20 protein-coding genes and 1 pseudogene are annotated in these 18,791 nt (G+C 70.1%); 11 read left to right on the top strand and 10 right to left on the bottom strand.

Going from position 1 to position 18,791, the window contains the following annotated elements; translation table 11 throughout:
• The first annotated feature begins 22 nt into the window (after nt 1-22).
• The 7 genes and pseudogenes from Q4V64_RS54270 (at nt 23) to Q4V64_RS54240 (ending at nt 5,099) form a co-directional block, all read left to right on the top strand.
• On the top strand, nt 23-556 hold the full coding sequence (locus Q4V64_RS54270) for a hypothetical protein (RefSeq protein ID WP_303715377.1): 534 nt from the start codon (nt 23-25) through the stop codon (nt 554-556).
• Entirely contained in the window at nt 498-1,577 is a 1,080-nt protein-coding gene (locus Q4V64_RS54265) for a hypothetical protein (RefSeq protein WP_303715375.1), read from the top strand. The genes Q4V64_RS54270 and Q4V64_RS54265 overlap by 59 nt, the downstream gene beginning before the upstream one ends.
• Entirely contained in the window at nt 1,574-2,611 is a 1,038-nt protein-coding gene (locus Q4V64_RS54260) for a TniB family NTP-binding protein (RefSeq protein ID WP_172629661.1), read from the top strand. The genes Q4V64_RS54265 and Q4V64_RS54260 overlap by 4 nt, the downstream gene beginning before the upstream one ends.
• Entirely contained in the window at nt 2,608-3,519 is a 912-nt protein-coding gene (locus Q4V64_RS54255) for a TniQ family protein (RefSeq protein ID WP_253267593.1), read from the top strand. Before Q4V64_RS54260 ends, Q4V64_RS54255 begins: the two co-directional genes overlap by 4 nt.
• 255 nt (nt 3,520-3,774) lie before the next feature.
• Nucleotides 3,775-4,080, top strand: a pseudogene (locus tag Q4V64_RS54250) (TnsA-like heteromeric transposase endonuclease subunit); the annotation flags it as partial.
• Nucleotides 4,081-4,518: 438 nt separating this feature from the next.
• Nucleotides 4,519-4,884 (top strand): transposase, encoded by a 366-nt coding sequence (locus Q4V64_RS54245; protein ID WP_216377776.1) that lies wholly within the window; start codon nt 4,519-4,521, stop codon nt 4,882-4,884.
• Nucleotides 4,881-5,099 carry a hypothetical protein gene (locus Q4V64_RS54240; protein WP_148100447.1) on the top strand — a complete coding sequence of 73 codons (219 nt, stop codon included), beginning with the start codon at nt 4,881-4,883 and terminating at the stop codon, nt 5,097-5,099. Before Q4V64_RS54245 ends, Q4V64_RS54240 begins: the two co-directional genes overlap by 4 nt.
• 89 nt (nt 5,100-5,188) lie before the next feature.
• Here the strand turns inward: Q4V64_RS54240 and Q4V64_RS54235 are convergent, their stop codons facing one another.
• From Q4V64_RS54235 to Q4V64_RS54220, 4 genes are all read right to left on the bottom strand, one after another.
• Nucleotides 5,189-5,902 carry a hypothetical protein gene (locus Q4V64_RS54235; protein ID WP_124445880.1) on the bottom strand — a complete coding sequence of 238 codons (714 nt, stop codon included), beginning with the start codon at nt 5,900-5,902 and terminating at the stop codon, nt 5,189-5,191.
• Nucleotides 5,895-7,196: an MFS transporter gene (locus Q4V64_RS54230; protein WP_124445879.1), complete on the bottom strand. Its 1,302-nt coding sequence runs from the start codon at nt 7,194-7,196 to the stop codon at nt 5,895-5,897. Before Q4V64_RS54230 ends, Q4V64_RS54235 begins: the two co-directional genes overlap by 8 nt.
• Nucleotides 7,197-7,322: 126 nt before the next feature.
• A complete protein-coding gene (locus Q4V64_RS54225) occupies nt 7,323-8,249 on the bottom strand; it encodes a PDR/VanB family oxidoreductase (RefSeq protein WP_172629660.1) in 927 nt (308 codons plus the stop codon).
• A gap of 14 nt (nt 8,250-8,263) precedes the next feature.
• Entirely contained in the window at nt 8,264-8,833 is a 570-nt protein-coding gene (locus Q4V64_RS54220) for an MOSC domain-containing protein (RefSeq protein ID WP_124445877.1), read from the bottom strand.
• Nucleotides 8,834-8,973: 140 nt separating this feature from the next.
• Between Q4V64_RS54220 and Q4V64_RS54215 the strand changes: the two genes are divergently transcribed.
• From Q4V64_RS54215 to Q4V64_RS54210, 3 genes are all read left to right on the top strand, one after another.
• A complete protein-coding gene (locus tag Q4V64_RS54215) occupies nt 8,974-9,558 on the top strand; it encodes an XRE family transcriptional regulator (protein WP_124445876.1) in 585 nt (194 codons plus the stop codon).
• A 914-nt stretch (nt 9,559-10,472) separates the two neighbouring features.
• Nucleotides 10,473-11,519 (top strand): transposase, encoded by a 1,047-nt coding sequence (locus Q4V64_RS55985; protein WP_348540835.1) that lies wholly within the window; start codon nt 10,473-10,475, stop codon nt 11,517-11,519.
• A gap of 70 nt (nt 11,520-11,589) precedes the next feature.
• Nucleotides 11,590-11,793 (top strand): terminal protein Tpg-like protein, encoded by a 204-nt coding sequence (locus Q4V64_RS54210; RefSeq protein WP_253267599.1) that lies wholly within the window; start codon nt 11,590-11,592, stop codon nt 11,791-11,793.
• Between the two features lie 41 nt (nt 11,794-11,834).
• Here Q4V64_RS54210 and Q4V64_RS54205 read toward each other — a convergent pair whose 3' ends face one another.
• From Q4V64_RS54205 to Q4V64_RS54180, 6 genes are all read right to left on the bottom strand, one after another.
• Nucleotides 11,835-12,398, bottom strand: coding sequence for a hypothetical protein (locus Q4V64_RS54205; protein ID WP_303708615.1), 564 nt, complete (start codon nt 12,396-12,398; stop codon nt 11,835-11,837).
• Between the two features lie 552 nt (nt 12,399-12,950).
• Entirely contained in the window at nt 12,951-13,526 is a 576-nt protein-coding gene (locus tag Q4V64_RS54200) for an ATP-binding protein (RefSeq protein ID WP_124445777.1), read from the bottom strand.
• On the bottom strand, nt 13,447-13,695 hold the full coding sequence (locus Q4V64_RS54195) for a hypothetical protein (RefSeq protein ID WP_124445776.1): 249 nt from the start codon (nt 13,693-13,695) through the stop codon (nt 13,447-13,449). The genes Q4V64_RS54200 and Q4V64_RS54195 overlap by 80 nt, the downstream gene beginning before the upstream one ends.
• A complete protein-coding gene (locus tag Q4V64_RS54190) occupies nt 13,692-15,467 on the bottom strand; it encodes a Mu transposase C-terminal domain-containing protein (RefSeq protein ID WP_253267567.1) in 1,776 nt (591 codons plus the stop codon). The genes Q4V64_RS54195 and Q4V64_RS54190 overlap by 4 nt, the downstream gene beginning before the upstream one ends.
• 104 nt (nt 15,468-15,571) lie before the next feature.
• Entirely contained in the window at nt 15,572-16,819 is a 1,248-nt protein-coding gene (locus tag Q4V64_RS54185; protein WP_124445775.1) for an ATP-binding protein, read from the bottom strand.
• Between the two features lie 376 nt (nt 16,820-17,195).
• A complete protein-coding gene (locus Q4V64_RS54180) occupies nt 17,196-18,119 on the bottom strand; it encodes a hypothetical protein (RefSeq protein ID WP_253267618.1) in 924 nt (307 codons plus the stop codon).
• A 151-nt stretch (nt 18,120-18,270) separates the two neighbouring features.
• Between Q4V64_RS54180 and Q4V64_RS54175 the strand changes: the two genes are divergently transcribed.
• The gene (locus tag Q4V64_RS54175) at nt 18,271-18,543 is read left to right on the top strand and encodes a hypothetical protein (RefSeq protein WP_172629668.1); all 273 of its coding nucleotides are present in this window, start codon (nt 18,271-18,273) and stop codon (nt 18,541-18,543) included.
• Nucleotides 18,544-18,791: the final 248 nt, after the last annotated feature.

The following is an 18,791-nucleotide window of genomic DNA, read 5'->3' as shown; positions in this document are numbered from 1 at the left end:
GGGGCGAGCTGATGAGCGGGTGGTGGCCGCCGTGCTGGAGGCGCTGCGCCGCCAGCGCGGCCGGTCCAAGGGCACGCTGAAGGGGCTGCGACAGCTGACCGGGCAGATCCTGGCCGACACCCACGGGCCGGGCGCCGTAGCGCTGCCTGCGCCGTCGACGTTCAACCGGCTGGTGCGGGTACTGGCCGACCCGCTGGAGCATCCCGGCCGCCCCGCCCGCACCGCCACCACCACGCCGACGCGACCGTTCACGCCGACGATGGCGCTGCGGCCGGGCGAGCTGGTGCAGGTCGACACCACCCGGCTGGATGTGATGGCCGTGGGCGAGGACGGCCGCCCGGTACGCCCGGAGCTGACCATCGCCCTGGATGTGGCGACGCGGTCGGTGGTGGCGGCCGTGCTGCGCGAGGAGAGCACCCAGGCGGTGGACGCGGCCCTGCTGCTGGCGGAGATGGCCGTGCCCCACCCGGCGCAGCCCACTGCTCGAACATCTGCACTTGGCCCATGCGGCCATCCCCTACGACCGGCTGCTCGCTCTCGCTACTGCGCGCCCTGAGCAGGCAGCGGCGCGGCCGGCGGTGGCGGTGCCCGAGACGATCATCATCGACCGTGGGCGGGTGTTCGTCTCCGCCGCGTTCCTGGCCGCCTGCGAGACCCTGGGCGTCAGTGTGCAGCCCGCCCCGCCGCGCTCGCCGGCCGCCAAGGGTGCCGTCGAGCGGACGTTCGGGAGTATCAACTCGCTGTTCGCGCAGCACGTCGCCGGTTACACCGGCTCCCACGTCCTCGAGCGCGGTCACGCGGTGGAGGACGAGGCGCACTTCACCGTGGCTCAGCTGCAGGAGCTGCTGGATGAGTGGGTCACCGCGTGCTGGCAGCACCGCCCCCACGACGGGCTGCGCCACCCGGTCCTGCCGAAGAAGGCGCTGGCCCCGAACGAGATGTGGAGCGCACTGCTGGGCACCTCCGGGTACGTGCCGCTGCCGCTGACCGGGGCCGACTACACGGAACTGCTGCCCGTGCGCTTCAACCCCGTCACCGGCCGGGGCATCCGTATCAACTACCGCACCTACGACCACGCCATCCTGAACGAGCACCGCGGCCGGCTCTGTCCCACCCATCCCGGCGGCAAGTGGGAGGTCCACCTCAACCCGCACGACGTGCGGCAGGTCTACATCCGCCTGCCCGACGGACGCCTGCACGAGATCCCGTGGATCCACCGCGACCACGTCCATGCCCCGATGAGCGAGACCGCCTGGCGCCACATCCGCGGCACCCTCCACCAGCGCGCAGACCGCGAGCGGCACGAGGCCGACCTGGCCGAAGCAGCCGACCAGGTCCTGCGGCGGGCCCGCCCCCTGCCCGGCACCGGCACACCCTCCGCAGCAGCGGCGCGCCACGCGGCGGCGACAAGCACGGTGCAGACGGCAGATGACGACATACGGGCCGAGGACAGTCTCGACGCTCTCGAAGCCCACTCCCCTGACGCTGACGGGCACCTCGCCGAGGGCGAGGAGCTCTCCCCGCCTGTGGGCCGCTACGCGCTGTATGACGCCTTTGAGGAGGCCGAGCACTGGTGACCACCAGCCCCCACACCACGCCCGCCGCCGAGGATGCCTCCCCCGGGACGGTCACCACGTTCGATGCGTTCGCCCGGTTCGCCCACACCGCCCCGCCCGCTCCCCCGCAACCGGGCCAGCCGGCACGCTCGTTGGAGGAACGCCTGGCCTACCACTCGCAGTTCGTCACCGTGCGTACCCCGGCCATCGAAAGCCTCTCGCGCAACGTGCGCACGCTGATGATCCTCGGCCGCAGCCAGAGCGTCACCGCCCGACCGTCCCTGATCGTCACCGGGCCGGCCACCACCGGCAAGACCACCGCCCTGCTCGAGGTCGGCCGGACCTGCCACCTGGCCCACACCCGCCGCGCCGCCCCGGGCGACACCAGCGTGCCCGTGGCGTATGTGCTGGTTCCGCCCGGCGCCACCGCCAAGACCCTGGCCTGCGAGTTCGCCCGCTATCTCGGTATCCCCGTCACCACCCGCATGACCACCGCGCAGATCACGACCGCCGTCTGCCACACCTACACCGCGGCCGGAGTGAAACTGGTGCTGATCGACGAGATCCACCGGCTCAACCCCCGCAGCTCCAGCGGAGCGGAGGCCGCCGACTGGCTCAAGGACCTCACCGAGCGCGTCGGCGCCACGTTCGTGTACGCGGGCATCGACGTCACCACCAGCACCGTCTTCAGCGGGGTCCGCGGCGCGCAACTGGCCGGACGCGCCTCACTCATCGACTGCGGGGCACTGCCCGCCCGCGCCGGATCACGCGAGCCGTTCCGTGAACTCATCGCCGCGCTGGAAGCGGCCCTCGACCTGCACGCCCACCGCACCGGCAGCCTGCCGAGGCTCGCCCCCTACCTGCACGAACGGACCGCTGGACGCATCGGCAGCCTCTCCCGCCTCATCCGCCAGGCGGCCATCGAAGCCATCCTCGACGGCCAAGAACGCATCACCAAGACACTGCTGGACTCCATCGCGCTGGACCACCTCGCCGAGGAGCACTACCGGCCCCGAACCCCGACGAGCCGCCGCACCCGACCCAGCAGCCGGTGACCGCGCACGCCTGGAGCAGCCCTGTGGTGCGGGCACGCACGATGTGGCCGTCCCAGCCCGGCGCCCTGCGGACCAGGCCCCTGCCCCGCGAGTCAGCAGCCTCCTACCTCACCCGCCTCGCAGGCACCTACCAACTGACCGCCGCCCAGCTCCTCGACGGCCTGAACATCGCCACCACCGGTACCTTCGCGTCCCCGCCCGCCACCGACATCCACCTCAGCGCCGAAGCCGCTCACCGCCTGTCCGCCTTCACCCGCATCCCGCCCGCACACCTCGCCCGCGCGCTGGCCCGTCAGCCCCCACCCGCCTCCATCGGCATGGCCCGCGCCGCCATCGCCCGCTGGCAGCCCGTCCCGCCCGCCGTGCAGCCGCTACCGGCGTGCACCGCCTGCACCATCCGCCGCAGCCCGCACCAAGCCGCCCTCGCGTGGATCCACCCAGTGTCCAACTCGCCCCGGATCATGATCTGCACCCGCCACCAGCAGGCTTCCAGCGACTCCCGGCAGCCCGCCCCGCTCGACATCCGCCCTGTCCCCGAGCTCACCCGGCCCCGCCCCACAGCCCGCCGCGCGACGACGGCCTCCCTGAGCTGGGCATCGACGATCACGACACGCTGGTACGACCACCAACAGCACCTGCACCAGCGGTGGCTCACACGCCTTGACCGCCTCACCAACGCCAACCCCCACATCCCTCCAGGCCCGGCCTCCCCAGCTCTGACCTGCCGGAGCCTGGTCATCCACCCCGAGACCCTCATCCTCGCCGCTGCCCTTGACCGCCTGCCCTCGCACCCCCTGACACGCGCGCAGCAGACCGCCTTCCTCCACCGCCTGGCCGACCGCCTCCGGCTGCCCCGCCTCGCACCCGCCGACCACGACCTGCTCTGGCAACGCCTGTACGCCCGCTGAACAACCCGCTTGCACCAGCCGGGAACAGCCGCCAACTCCCCCTGCCTACAGGCGCGCCGACCACACTGCGCAAAAGCTGGCATGACGCTCAGCTCACTGCGCAGAGCAACACGGCCAGCTCAACCCACGTATCGCCCATCGCCAACGCCTCGGCCCGGCGTAATCCTCCCCTGGAATACAGACGTACCACTCAGTACAGCTGAGCAACAGCAGGTCACAACCAAGATCAATTAGCCTGCACGACAGGTACGCCACAAAATCTGTACGGCGGCGGGCTGGCGGTACTGGGTGCTCGGGCCTGTCGATTCGGTCTACCGGCGCAATATGACCTGGCTGGCCGGATACCGGCACCCGCGGCACCACGGTGGTCAGTTGCTGGCTGCGGCACTGCAGGAGGCGTTCGCCGAGCCCGCGCCGCTGTGGGAGGGCGTACGCAGGATCGGGGATCCGCTGGTAGTGCTTCCCGCGCTGTTCCATGCCCTATGGGCGGGACGGCTGGCGGCGGACCTGGGGGCGGCGATGCATGAGCGGATGCCGGTGTGGGCGCAGGCGGCAAAGTGAGGGCGGGCAGCGGGATGCCGGGCAGGCCGGTGGTGGAGCTGGGGTGCCAGGTGCGGTTGGGGGGGACGTACCTGGACGGTGGCGGCCCTTACTGACGGTCAGGTGCGGCTGGTCGCCGAGGACGGTGAGGTAGCGGCCGGTTTTGCTGTCGCTGCTGTTCGCCGATGCGGGGTTCAAAGTCCTGGATGCGCCGGGAGTGTCCGGGGTGCCGCCGCTGGGCTGGCTGGAGTCCTTGCCCGAGGCGGTGCGGGAACGGGCGCTTGTCTGGGAGCGGCATGTGCGGGAGGTGGAGACGGGGCGGCCGGGCGGGTCCGGTGCGGCAGGTCCGCCGCGGGCGGAGTATGACCCGCAGACCGGACGCTGGCGCAGCGGGAGGAGGCGAAGGCGGCGGAGCTGTCGGCGGCGGGGATGTCGACCAGCGCGGTGACAGTGCGGCGGATGCGGGCCCGTTACCGCTGGGAAGGGGTGTGGGGGCTGGTGGACCACCGGGCCATCCGGCCGCGGTCCGTCCTGGGGCGTGCGGATGAGCGGGTGGTGGCCGCCCTTCGAGAGGTGCTGGAGGCCGGGCGGGAGCGCACATACGCGGCGGACCTCGGCATCACCGACGAGTCGCTGAGGACGTGGGTCCGCAAGGAAAACGAGTCCCAGGCACTGACCGAGCGCCGCGAGGCCGGCGGGAGTCCGGCTGAGGAACTGGTCCGGTTGCGGGCGCAGAACGCCCGGCTACTGGCGGAGACGGAGTGGCAGCTGGAGCGTGAGATCCTGCGCCGGGCAGCCGCCTATTTCGCTCGGTGGGTGAAGTGAGCCCCCGCCGCTGGGACTTCGTCTCCAAGAACCGCGCCGCCTTCAGCGTGAAGCGGATCTGTCGGGTCCTGGGCGTCTCCCGCTCCGGCTACTACCAGCACCGGGCCACGGCAGACGCCCGCGCCGAACCGGCCGTCGAGGAGGAGCGAACGGTGTCGGAGATCCGACAGTCGCCGATCCGGCAGTGGACCGAATACCCGGCCAAGGCCCCGTGACAAGCCGGTGGATTGCCAAACCGTCGAGTCAGGCCACGCGGAGAGCTGGGCCGGGCACCGGTCCGTGAGCCTGACCGCCCCGGACCTACTCAGGCGACGTCGGTCGATGGCCCCTTTCTGCTCGCTCTCCGGAAGAAGTCGATGACAAGATGGTAATCGACCACGGGCACTGTGATCCGCTCACGCAACCGGCTGGCGATGCTCGCCATTTCTCCGCATTCCAGCACCACCGCACCAACACGATGCGAAGCCATGAATTCGGCGACGACCCCCTCGATCTGCCTCAGGATGGCAGCGTCGTCGAACGCCTCTGCTCGTTCGATCACGGCGCGGCGGAACGGCCCGGGGCCCTCGAGCCCCGCAACGAGAAGGCGGCCGGCATCCTCCTCGGCGACGCCGGGCACGTCGGCAGCCGAAGCGAGTCGTGAGTCGGCGTATACCAGCAGGATGGAACGGTCCGGGGCGATCGCCGCAAGAAGAGTCGGCACCGCCAGCAATGGCGAGGACACGACCACCGGTTCACTCGCGGCGGCGAGCTCGCTCTGGTAGCGCGACATGTATCCGATGGTCAGTGCCACGACCTGGGGCAGCGGCTCGCACTCGCCGGCAACCGGAAGCCGATCGAGCGTGCGGTGCAGCAGCGGGTGCTGCGAGTCGGCGAGGTCGGCGAACAGATCCGCAGTTGCGATGTCGTCGAGTGCGGCCTCGTGAACCGATGGGTCAGCGGCTGAACCCGCTACGAAGGGCGCGTCCCGCGGCGCGATGACGAGCACCTCGGCGGGGGTGCTTCGCTTTTCAGACACGGGAGGCCTCCCTGCGGCCGAGCAAGATCACCGCTGTGACGCCGAGTCCCACGGTCACCAGAAGGTAGGCGCTCAAAGCGAACGGTGAGTCGAACCTGCCGGCAATCGCCGTGGCGATGAGCGGCGCCGGTCCGCCCCCGATGATCCCGGCGAGGTTGAAGGCCAGGGAACTACCTGAGTAACGCACCTGCGCAGGGAACAGTCCGGTGATCAATGAAGCCTCGCTGGCGAACATCGCCGCGTAGGGCACGAGAGACACCAGGATCACCGGAGCCGCTGCGGCTGGGTTCCCACTCTTGATGGCCGCGAAGTAGACGACGCAGATGACGGCCATGCCCGCGGCGCCGACCAGGTACACCCGGCGGGGGCCGAAAGCGTCGCCCAGCGCACCCATGAGCGGCGTGATGAGGGAGGAAATGATCGCCGCGCCGGCGACAAGCGCAAGCAGCAGCTCGCGGTCGAACTTGCCCACCGAGGTGCCGTACGAGAAGACGAACGTGATGAAGACGAACACGGCGGCCATTTCGCCGACCTTGAGGAACAGACCGAGCGTGATCTCCCAGGGATGCGACCGCAAGGCGCTGAGCACCGGGGCGCGGTGGACCGTTCCGGCTTCCTTGACGACGGCGAAGTCCGCTGTCTCCACGATCCCTTTCCGCATCCAGAACCCGAGGACGACAAGCACGATGCTGGCCAGGAAGGGCAGCCGCCACGCCCAGCTGACGAACGCGTCGCCCGCGACGTTTCCGACCACGAGCACCACCGTGTTGGCCATCGCGACACCGAACATGGCCGAGGCTTGGGGAAACCCGATGCGAAAGCCGCGCCGTCGCGAGTCACCCGATTCAGCGGCCATGAGCACCGCACCGCCCCACTCGCCGCCCATACCGATGCCCTGCAGGGCTCTCATCAGTACGAGAAGGACGGGTGCCCAGAATCCGATCGAGTCGTAGCCGGGGATGAGACCGACCCCGACCGTGCCGATCCCCATGAGCACCAGCGTGCTGATGAGAGCCGCCTTCCTCCCGGCCCGGTCACCGAGGTGCCCGAAGACGATCGCACCGATCGGGCGTGCCGCGAAGCCGACGAAGAAGGTCGAGAAGGTGAGCATCGTGGCGGCGAACGGGTCGCTCGACGGGAAGAACTGCGTCGGGAACACCAGTGCGGCGACCGTGCCGTACAACATGAAGTCGTACCACTCGATGATGCTGCCGACGGTGCTGGCTGCGACGGTACGCCGAAGTCTTCGTGAGTGGTCCCGGGTCTTGCTCCGGGGCGGGAGTGTGTCGGTCATCGTGCGTCCAATCGGGAGGTTCGTCGAGGATGAAGCCCCTGCTTTGCCTATTGGCAAATTAGGGGCTCGTTGTTGCTGCCCGATTGCGTAGCATTGCGACCTGGTAACACACTTATGTCACGTGGGTCAGGCCTGCACCGAGATGGCACCCTTCCCACGCGATACGCAGGCGGCCATGGACTGCCCGCGCTCCTCGTCACTCAGGCACAGGTCGCGATGCTCGATCTCCCCGTCGACCACTTCGAGCACGCAGCTGCCGCAGGCGCCGCCCTCGCACGAGTAGTCGACGGGCACGTTCTCACGCAACATGGCCTGGAGCAGCGACTCGTCCTCCGCGACATGGATCACTTGCTCCGACAGCATCAGCCGGGCTTCGAACGAGTCACCGAGCCTGTCACCGGGTGCACTCACCCGCCCCGTGAAGCTCTCGCAGCGCACTCGGTCCGGATGGAGGCGGCTGGCCGCCTCGGCCATCTCGGCCATAAGGGCCTCGGGACCGCAGCAGTACACAGTCGCGTCGTCAGCCAGCCCGGCTGTCAGTGCCGGCACGTCGAGCCGGCCACCCGCGGCCGACTCGTGCAGGATGACCTCGGCGCCCGACGCTTGCAGTACATCGAGATACGCGGCGTGCTCACGGTGCCGTACGCAGTACCGGATCTCGCTCGACGCGCCAGGCGGCAGCCCCTCCAGCAGCCCCAGAATCGCGGTCACTCCGATCCCGCCGGCGACGAACACGTGGTGCGATGCGGTGCGGTCGATCCGCATACCACTTTGCGGGTAGGACACGAACAGCAGGTCGCCGACCTCTAGTTCCTCGTGGAACAGGACGGAACCGCCGCGACCGTCATCGTCCCTACGGATGGCGATCCGGTAGCACGAGGGGTCGTCCGCGGGTCCGATGAGCGAGTAGTCGCGCCTCGTTCCGTTCCCATGCTGGATGTGGACATGGTCGCCGGGAACGAAACGCGGGAACGTCTCACGGTGGACGGGAACGACGGTGAGTTCGCGTACCCCCCGCGCCGGCCACGCATCCGCCTCAAGCCGAGCGGCCATCAACAAGCGCACGCTCATTCGGAAGCCCCGTCGATCTCTACTGGCTCGGTGGCGGGCGCCTCGATCGTGGAGTCCTCTCCTGGGCGAAGCGGTCGCACGACGTCCCCAGGACGAACGGTACCTCCGCGCAGAATCCGGCAGTTGAGCCCTGACCGGCCGAGAAGCGGCTCAAACACCTTCTTGTCGATCAGACGCTCGAGATATCGGCAGGGCACGTTGAGCCGGCCTCCGTAGACGATCGTCTCGCCGATTGCGAAGCACCTCCCGACCAGCGAGTTGAGGGGGACGCCACGGGTCACGATGTTGCGACGCAGCTCCATCCCGTCCACCGGCTCACCGATGGCCCGCGAGACCTCGTCGATCACCTCCTGCGAGATGAGCGTGAGCTGACGGTCCGGGTGCCACATATACGAGTAGTGACCGTGACCGAGCGCGTATCTGTCGTCGGCCACGCCCACGCCCGCCACCAGACGCGCCGCCGGCAGCGCGTGCATCTCCACTCCGGCGTACTCGGCAACGTAGATGGACAGGACTTCGCCGCGCCACGGCTCGTCGGCCACCTCGTCACATGTCGTCGTATCCATCGCGATGATCCTTACCGCTGCCGGGCGCCCGCCGGGTAGGTATCAGCGTTCACCCGGCTGGGTCGCACTATCATGGGCTTGCCCCATGTTTTTTTGCCAATAGGCAACATTACCATCCGAGCCAGGTCTGAGGGAGATCGATGTCGCACGCGCAGGCGGAGGATCTGGAGGAGCTCGCCGCCCGGACGATCGCGGAGCACCGCCGGAACCGCGGCCTAAGCCTGACCACTGTCGCCACGGCGAGTGGTGTGTCTCCCGCGCACCTGTCGCGTATCGAGCGAGGGGAACGCGTTCCCTCGCTCGGTGTCCTCCTCCAACTGACGCAGGCGTACAACGTGACACTGGGCGAACTCGTGGGTGAGCACCAGCCCGGTTCCCTCACCGTGCGGCACAGCGTCGCCCGCCCGCACCCACCCGCCGCGGGAGTCGCCTACCGGCCGCTGCTCACCCAGGCCGACCCAGGCATCGTCCAGATCGTCCTGGTGGACATTGCCCTTGGGACGAAGACGCCCCCTTCATCACACCCCGGCACCGAGTGCATCTTCATGCTGGAAGGAGCCGTCGAGCTCAGCATCGGCACGAAACGGTGGACGCTGAGCGCCGGCGACACCATCGACTTCGACTCCGCCGACGAGCACGTCCTGCGCAGCGTCTCCGGCGCCGCCCGGGCGATGCTCGTGATCATCTCGCCGGTCGCCGCAGCCGACGCTCCTACTGATCGATGACCGCGATCCGCGCCGCCTGACGCGGAGAGAGGCGACGCCGCCCGCATCCACGAAGGCAACCCTCTGGGTCTGGGCAAATCCCAGTCGGCCTTCCGGCTCACCACGTATGCAGACGCCGTCCAGCCTCTCGTCAACGTCTACGACGCGGCCACCGCCCTTGACCCGCCTCTTCCTGGTTGGGCTGTCCAGCGCACTCCTTCCGCGCGCGACACGCCACGGAAACCGCGTCGGCAGGGTGATGGCGGCGCTGCTGGTGCAACGCCCGTGCTGAGCCGAAGACCAGGTTCGCCGCTGACTCACCTACGTCAACGGACCGCAACCCCGGCCCAGGCTGCGTGACGAGCCACTACCCGCGACGGCTGGGGCCCGGTGCCCCGCACTTATGTCACCTGCACACCGGGCATGGCAATCCGCCCGGCCCTGCAGCGGAAGTTCAGCCGCGACGTGGACGCCGCCTTCCCGGACAACCCGACCTCCGTGGTCGCTCTCGACCCCTCACATTCAGGCGAGGTCGTCGTCATACCAGCGACGAAAGATGAGGCGGGGAGTGCGAATCTCGGTCATGGCGCCCATCCTGCCTAACGGGTGAAGGATCGGACCGACAGCCCGGGGACGTGGATCTTGGAGGGAGTAGCGTGATCAGTGGTGGTGATCTGCGCCTGCTCGGCTATGTGCGGTTCGGTCCGTGTCTGGCTCACCGAGCCCCAGGTGGACAACAGAGCGATCAGCGCGGCCAGGCCGCAGATTGCCGTCGCCGGAGTCGGCCCAGGCGTCCCGCCGTGGCCGCGGTCACCGCACCGACCGGCGTCGGGTTGCGCCGCCGCTCAGCTGCCCACTGCCGCCTGATCGAGTGCCTTGGCCTGACTCTGCCGGGGATCTTGGAGTTGCCCGGTGCGGAAGCCTGATCAGCGGGCATGCTCAGGCTGTTCCGAAGGCCAATGCAGTTGTCGAGGCACCCGTTGTCCCTCCGCCCCCGTTCCGGTGAGCAAGTCCCGTCTTTGACCGTGCAGACCGCGCGGGCGAGCAACCCGGGCGGCACGACGGCGATGTGGGTCAGGGACCGGCTGGACGGGCTGCGGTGCGATGAGGACTTCGCCGACTGGTACCCGCGCGACGGGCGCCCGGACCTCTCCCCCACCCAACTGGCCACCGTCTGCGTCCTGCAGTTCCTGCTCGACCTGTCGGACCGGCAGGCCGCCGAGGCGGTCCGCTGCCGCATCGACTCCACATACGCCCTGGCCATGGAGCTGGATGATCCCGGCTTCCACCACAGCGTGCTGGCCGACTTCCGTGAGCGCCTCACCCAGGGCGATGGTGCCGACGGCCTGTTCGATCTCGCGCTGGCCCCGGCTACGCCCGGTGTGTGGCGAGGCGGCTCAAGGACGCCGGGCTCGTACGTGAACGCGCACGTGCCCGGTCCGAACCGGGTGCACAACCTCCCGCGAAAGCGCCCGGAACGTGGGCTTCCCGCCGCGAGCACTCCGCGACCTGCAAGTACGCGTCCGCACCGATCAGCAAAGGCCCGGCCGGAAGGCCGCTACGTGGTCCGCTCCAAAGCAGAGGGCACCGTCAACGAGTTCGCCCATGGACACGGCAGGCGGGTGCAGATGACCTGGCAGAACTGGCTACGGACTGCGGGGTGCTGGCCCTGCCGGCTGGCCGCTTGGAGAGACGGACGTGGGACAGATCGAGCAGGGATTGGAGCGCGCGTTGCGCACCCGCCCCGTTCCTTCGAGCACCGAGGCACGCCTGCGATTTTTGCTAGCGGCGCACCCGGGTTCCACCCGGAGGGTCGCCGCCGTGCTGGGGGTGTCGCAGCGCACTGTGCAGCGGTGGGTGACGAAGAAGCCAGGAGCGCGTCGTCCGCCGGGTCCGATGCAGGTCCGGGCGATCGAGGAAGCGGTCCTGGCCCGATGGCAGCCCCGAATACGGGCCCGTCGGCGTGCACAGGCCGAAGCTAACGGGTTCGTCCTCCACACGAGGGCGCGATTCGGGTTCGCCGCGCCAGCAGGGTCTTCGGACGATCCGCGGGTGCGATGGATCACCCAGGACCTGCCGGGAGAGGTGGCCCGGGAGCTGTTCGCCGCTCGGGATGCCGGCGCGGGCGAGCAGCGGCAGACGGTGATACTCGCCCGTGCGCTGGGGCACGCCTACTTTCGCGAAGGGGGCCGCCGGGCCCACGGTCTGCACGTAGCTTTCAGCGACGTCGAGTTCGCCGACTTCTCGATCGGCTGAGTCTGCCCTGTCGAGCGAACGCGTCAGGGTGTTCAGCATCGTTAGGGCCTGACGCGACTGGCCGGCACCGCTTTGTACCTCTCAGCTTCCTGCCGCTCGCGCCAGTCCCACTCCACACGGCCGACCGGGCCTTGGCGGCGGGCCGCGGGCGGCTGGGGCGGGCGCAGTCTGGCCGTCTCCGCAACGCCCAGCAGGTGCGCACGGTCACCTGGCGCGGCGAGCAGTTCCTGGTCTTCGCCGGAGACGAGTCGGGTGAAGCAGGCCGCAGCCCGCAGGAAGATGCCTGCCCAGGGTGGTACGGGGTGGGCGGCGCAGCCGTCGGTGTAGCGGGCGCGGTCGTGCAGGGCGAGCGTGGCCACAGCGTCGTCGTAGTCGCGGGGGCGGGCGGTGGCGAGTTGCTGGAGGGAGGCGCCGGTGAACAGCGCGGCGGCGACTGCCGCGGCGAGGCGGGGATGTGCGGTCGCCGCGTGCAGCCGGTGAGCGACGCGCTGCGCGGTGGGCGCGGTGAGAGGCGCGGGCGGTGGGCGGTGCCGCCAGGCGATCGGCGGTGGCGTGCACGGGACGGCGCAGGGGCGGGGGCTGTCGTAGGAGACGAGGCGGTCCAATGCGGGCAGGGTGAGCCATCGGCTGGCCGGCCCGGTGGGCTCGTCTGCGGCCGGGGATTCGGCGACAGGTGTGCCGAAGTAGTGGCGGCGGGCGGCCTCGAAGTCGGCGGTGAGGGGAGTAGTCGGCCGTCCGCAGGGCCTGGTGCAGAGCGGCGGGAAGGTGCGGGCGGTGGCAGACCAAGGTCAGGTGGATACCGGTGAGGGCATGTAGCTGCAGGAGGCGCATCGCGCGACGGGCGGTGAGGCGGTGGGCGAGCAGGACGGTCAGCCGGGTGACGGGCAGGGCGGTCATCCAGGCGGCAGCGGCCTGCCAGGCGGGCTGACGGCCGGTGGGAAAGCGGCCCGGGAGCAGGGGCGGCTTGCCCAGAGCGGCGAGAAGGTCGTGGGCGAGGCCGGTCTCGCTGGTGGTGCCCGGGCCAGGGTGCAGGGTGATCCGGCGGGACGGCGGATGGTGGGCGGCCAGGGCGGTGTGCGTGTGCAGCGCGTCGTCGTGGCGGTCGAGAACCACGGTGACGGGCGGCAGCGGCGGAGCGGGAGGCATAGGCGGTGTGGTCAGGCGAGGCGGCTGAAGGCCCAGCGCAGCAGCTCCTGGTCCACGCGGGCGCGGCCGGTGCGGGCCAGGGCGGTGCGGGTGTGGGCGGTCAGCTGGGCCCAGGCGCGGAAGTTGCCGTGGGCTGCGTGGCTGTCGGCGAAGGTGATGTCGTCGGGGTCGGCGTCGGCCCAGATGGGGTGGAACAGGGGGATGACGTCGAGGACCTCGTCGGGGGTGAGGCGGGTGAAGTGCTGCCAGATGAAGATGCGGGAGGAGAGCATCGGTTCGCGGCGCAGCACGGTGTGGCAGCCCTCGCCGCCGACGAAGATGATCGCGAGCTGGGTGGAGGGCTCGTCCCACAGATAGCGGAAGTACTCGAACGCCTCCCCGTTGAGCCACTGGGCCTCGTCGACCAGAAAGGTGCGGGGGCGCTCGGCCAGGGCGGTCTTCAGCAAGCGGTCGAATTCACTGGGGTGGCGCGGTGGCTCACCGGCCAGGTCGAGCGCGGTGAACAGTTCATAGCGCACCGCGCGGGCGGTGGGCCGGGCCCGAAAGGTGATCTTGCGGACGTCCTCGCCCGGTTCGAGTTCGCGCAGGCAGATGTTGACGGCCAGGGTCTTGCCGAAAGCCGGCGCCGCCGTGGATGCACATCATGGCCCGCGCGGCGACCGTGTCGGTGATGTTCTCCCGGGCGGTGAGCAGGGCGCGGGTGGTGACCACGGAGGCATCGGGCAGGTCGACGTACTGGTAGGTGGCCGCGGTCACGTGGCGTCTCCGTCTTCAGCAGGGTCTGCGGCTCGTCCGGGCGGACCGTCGGGAACGGGTTCGGGCTGGAGCGGAACAGGGCGGTCCGGCGTGGTCCGGGTGGCGAGGGAGGGCGGGGTGCGCCAGTCGGCCGGGGGCGCTGCGGGCGGGATAAGGCCGGGCAGCGCCAGCTTCGAGGTGTCGGTGTGCTCGACGGCGGCCAGTTCGTCCCCGGCTTGAGCGGCGGTGAGGGCTCCCAGCCGCTGGGCCGGCCCGGCCGTGGTGGCCGGGGCGAAGCGCTGTCGGCGCAGGGTCTCGGCGGCTTTCACCTCGGCGCGCGGACGTCGGGCACGCTCCGCACGGACTGTGCGCAAGGCTTCGAGTTGTTCCGGGGTGGCCGCGTCCGCGAGGTGCGCGGGCCCGAGATACTTGCCGCTCGCATCGCAGATGTCGATCTCGTGATCGTGGTGCGGCATATAGCGCACCGTGACGGTACGGCCAGCCTGGCCCATCATCCAGGCGGCGATGTAGGTGCGCCCGCGCCACCGCACACCGTGGCTGGTCAGCTTCCGCGCCCGGCCGTCGTCCTCCAGGGTGAACGTCCACAGGTCGGCGGCGGGGACGTCCGTGACAGGGGTCGGATCGGCCTGCCATGCCTCAAGCGGCGTACGGCCGGACAGCACCTGCGGCCGGTGCTCGGTGTTCCACCAGTGTGTCCAGGCCAGCACCTCCGCTGTGAAGTCCTGAAACGACATGGCACCGGAGGTCTCCGGCCTGCGGCCCGCGCCTGCGCTTCGCCGGCCGGAGCGGGGCTTGGTGAGGGCGAGGGTGTAGCCGGGCAGGGCCGCGAACAGCATCCGGTCGACGGCCCGGTTGAGGTTTTCCACCGTGCCCTTGAGATGGGGGCTGTAGGCGGGCAGATCCTTCACCGTCACGCCCATCGTGCCGAACGCCGCGGTGACGGCGGTGGACAGGAAGTCCTTGCCCCGGTCCACCCGCACCTGCTCCGGTGTCCCTCCCGCGGGACCATAGGGCTCCTCACGCAGCACAGCGGCGCGCAGCGCAGCCAGCACCGAGGCGCGGGAAGGGACGCCAGGGGTGACCGCGGTACCGGTGATGACTTTGGTGGCGGTGTCGATGAACCAGGTCACCCACGGGCGCACCAGGTCGCCGTCCGCATCGACGAGCAGAGGTGCCTGGACGTGATCGGCCTCCCAGACGTGATTGCGCCAGGAGGCCGCCCGTTTACCGAAGACGTCATGCGCGCGTGCTGCGTCCGGTCCTGCGGCAAGACCGGCCCGCTCCCCCACCGTGAGATCACGACGCACCGCACGCAGGAACGTCGACAACGACGGCACCGGGTCCAGCAACGGCACCGCAGCCGGCGGGGCGCCCGCGGGAGAAGCCGCGGATTCAGGCGGCGTCGTCGGCTGACCGTCATCGCCGCCGGTCTCGGCCCGGGCCACCAACTGGCGGTGGACCGCGGAAGCGTTGCCGTGCCAGTACGCCAGCAGCACCCGGATCTCCCTGGTGACCTCGAACCGGTCACCGCTGCGTTCCCCGGGGCGGATCGCGGCCTGAGGCGTCCGGGAGGCCTCAGCCAGCCACCGCCACACCGTCCGCTCCGACACACCCAGGCACTCCCCGGCCAGGCGCACATGCTCCCGCGACAGCCGCCGCTCGGCGCGCAGCGCCAGCAGACGACGCACCGCCGGCCCCCGCAACGCCATCAACGACTCCTCCCCCAAAACACCGGCCGGATCCTCCGGCGGCGCCAGCGGCTGCCCGTGCACCCCATGCCCCTTCGTTCTCATCCGCTTCCGCGGAGCCCGCCTTCGTTCACCCCGTCGGAACAGGTGAAGGCCCCGTACACAAGCCCTTCGAGCAGCCCGGACCGTCACGGATAGGGCCCAAGACGCGCGCAAGCCTGCTCGATCAGCTCCCGGTCCACACGCCTTGCGGGGGCGCGCTCGCGGGCCGCGTAGACATGCGACGTGATCTTCGCCCAGGTACGGAAATTGCCGCGCGCCATCTGCTCATCCACCCGCGCAACGTCGTCCGCATCCGCCTGCGCCCACACCGGATGGAACAGGCTCAGCGTTTGCGGAACCCCAGACGCATCCAGCCGGCCGACTTGATGCCAGGTCAGCACTCGGGAGCGCAGCGCCGAAGCACGGGCGAGGGCCCGCTCGCTTCCCGCCCCACACAGCACCAGCGCCGCCGCACAGCCCGGCGCGTCCCACAACTGCCGCAGATAATCCAGCAATGGCGGCGTCAGCCGCTGAGCGTCATCGATAAACAGCACACCCGGCTCGGCCAGTGCCCGCATCAGAGCCTGGCTGGCCGGCCCGGCCCGGTGCGGCAGCGCCCCCGACGGCAGCCCGAACGCTTCACACAGTGAGGCCCGCAGCTGCGGCAGACCGGGCGCCACCCCGGCCACCGCACGCCACACCGGCACCCGGCCGGGCAGAAGATGCAACGCCTGCTCGACAGCGACCGTCTTCCCCAGGCCCGTGTTCCCGTACACACAGCACATCCCCCGGGCCGCGACCGTATGCCCCACAGCCTCCACCACAGCGGCCACCTGCCGTGTGGACACCAGCCGGGCCCCCGGCACGTACAACCGCACACCACCGCCCCGCACCCCCGCATCCGCGGCGCCCTCCGCCACTGACACGTCAGCGGGCGGCCCGTCGACAACAAGCGGCCCACCCTCACCGTCCACGAGTCCCAAATCCGCCAGTGCCCGGTCATACCGGCTCGGCTGCAGCCCGGCCCGAGCCCCTGCCGGACGGGCCACCTCAAGAACCCGGCCCGCCCCCAGATCCCGCTTGATCACCCGGTGCAACGTCGGCAGCGAGGGCACACACTGCGCACCCCACCCATCCAACACCCCCTCCTGCTGGGCCCGGAGCATCCTGCGCCGCAACTCCGCGACGTTCCCGCCCGCCTCAGCCAGGACCTCCCACAACGCGTCACTCAGCGAAAACCCGTCCTGCCGCGGCCGCGCCTCAACATGGCCACGGCGCCCATCCGCCAGCCAACGCCACACCGTCCGCTCCGACACACCCGCCAACTCCGCCGCGATCCGCACATGCAGCGCAGTCAGCGTCCCCTCCCCATCCACCGCGAGAAGCCGACGCACAACCACACCCCGAGCCAACGGCACACCCCCGGCCGGCACAGCCCCAGCCGACCCCACCCCGACCCCACCCCGGCCCCACCCGCCGAAACCCCCTGAACCGTCATACGGCCCAGCCCACCCGACCCCGCCAGCCCCTCACAAAGGAACAGCGAAAGCCATGACAGCCAGCAACCAACCTGCTAGCCGCCCCACAACAGCCGCTTGGTCACCCCATGACAGCAACCAAAAACCCAGCCCCACACCCACTACCAGGACATCCACACCACGAGCCCGCTGGCACCCACCCGCTGCCACCCCACCGCCCAATCACAAGGAGATGTTGCCACCGCCACCAGGCCTTTCGATGCCTGGGGCTCATGCTGTTGGTCGAAAGTGACTACCGCAGCGAATGCCGGTAGCCCTGGAGCCGGTCGATCAGGATCTCTCCTTCGGGGGTCAGGACGTGAGGCTCGTGCGCTCCCATGTCGGCCAGGAGGTCGGAGACGAGTGCGCAGGCCACGACGACGGCCTCTCGCTGGTCGGTGACAATGGCGGCGAGATCGCCGGTGGTCTGCGCGGGAACTGTTGGGAGCGGCGTCGCGGGGCCGTGGGGGAAGGCGTGCTCCGCCGCGATCAGGTGCACGGGTTTGTCGCTGTCGTCGTCGAAGCGGTGGAGTGCGGCGGTCAGCACCAGGTCGCCAGCCGATCCGGTCTCCGCCGCCCAGGCTGCGGCGGCCTGTACCAAGGCCACGAGGTCGAGTTCGAGTCCGCGTTGGAACAGCCGCTTGGGACCGTCGGAGTTGCCGTGGTCGCTCTGGAGGTTGATGGGCAGCGCCGCGTAGAAGCTACCGTCCTGGTGGAGCTGGCCGGTCGGTACGCCCTCGAAGCGGACCTGGCGGCGACCGACCAACACGGGGCGGGCCGGCTGCACGTTGGTGGTCACACCTTCGCCGGCGAGCTTGACGAAGCGGTCGAACGCCGCATCCCGATCCACCCGCGTGGTCACGGGATAGGTGCCGCGGACGGCCGGAACGGCGGCCAGGCTGACCCAGCCCGGGTAGTAGGTCACCTTGGGGCTGCCGCCGGTGGCCGTGCTGGTCAGGTAGCCCGACAGGTAGTCAAGGCCCGCGTCAGCGACCTGATGGAGGCGGTCGACGTCGTCGGAGGCAGCCTGGAAGCGGTCACGGTAGCGCTGGGCGATCTCGGATTCGGCGAGGGTGCGGGTCGTGGTGCCGTGCCGGACGTGCACGCGGAAGTGGTAGTCGTTGCCCGGAGCAGCGACCGCGTGCGGGGCCTGGGGGCTCGGGGGCACCGTGAGCACCCAGTAGATCTTGCCCCCCCCCCTTGGTCGCGGACTTCACAACCCGGACGCCCACGTTGGGAACGACGGGCTGGATCCAGTTCGCGAGCACCGAGCGGATCCACTCCTCACCACGGCCGGGCACCGGATCGACGGGGTCCAGGTGGTGGGCGTGGTCCTGATTTCCGTCGTCGACGCCGATGACCACCATGCCGCCGGCCGTGTTGGCCATGGCGGACACATCCTTGGCGAGCTCCTTCTTGCCCGCGTCGGTGCCCGGGTAGAAATCCTTCTTCCAGTCCAGGTCGACGCTCTCGGGCACGTGGCTTTCAACCGCGCGGTGCAGATCGTCCTCGGTGAGGTGATCGGGGTGTCGTCCCAAGGCGGCGGTCAGCCGTGCGGGCAGAGCCATCGGTACTCCAGTGTGTTCACCACATGCCGCTGACGATCGCCAGCCAGATCACGCTAAACGGGATCACCGGGCCGTCACCACGCATTTCCGGTACTGGGCCCGCAGTCCACGGACGGGCACACCCCATGACCAGCCGGACAAGCTGCGGGAGCCGGGAACGGCCCCGCAGCACCCGTGTGGCGCCCCGTCCTTGACCCGGACCAGAGAGTCGACAGGATGCGCTCACCGCACTCATGACGGCACCCTCGGCACCACGTGCCAGCGGGCGGGGCCCGGTCACC

Source organism: Streptomyces sp. NL15-2K, from assembly GCF_030551255.1.
Taxonomy (GTDB): domain Bacteria; phylum Actinomycetota; class Actinomycetes; order Streptomycetales; family Streptomycetaceae; genus Streptomyces.
Note: the sequence above shows the minus strand (reverse complement) of the source record. Positions and strands in the feature narration are given on the sequence as shown.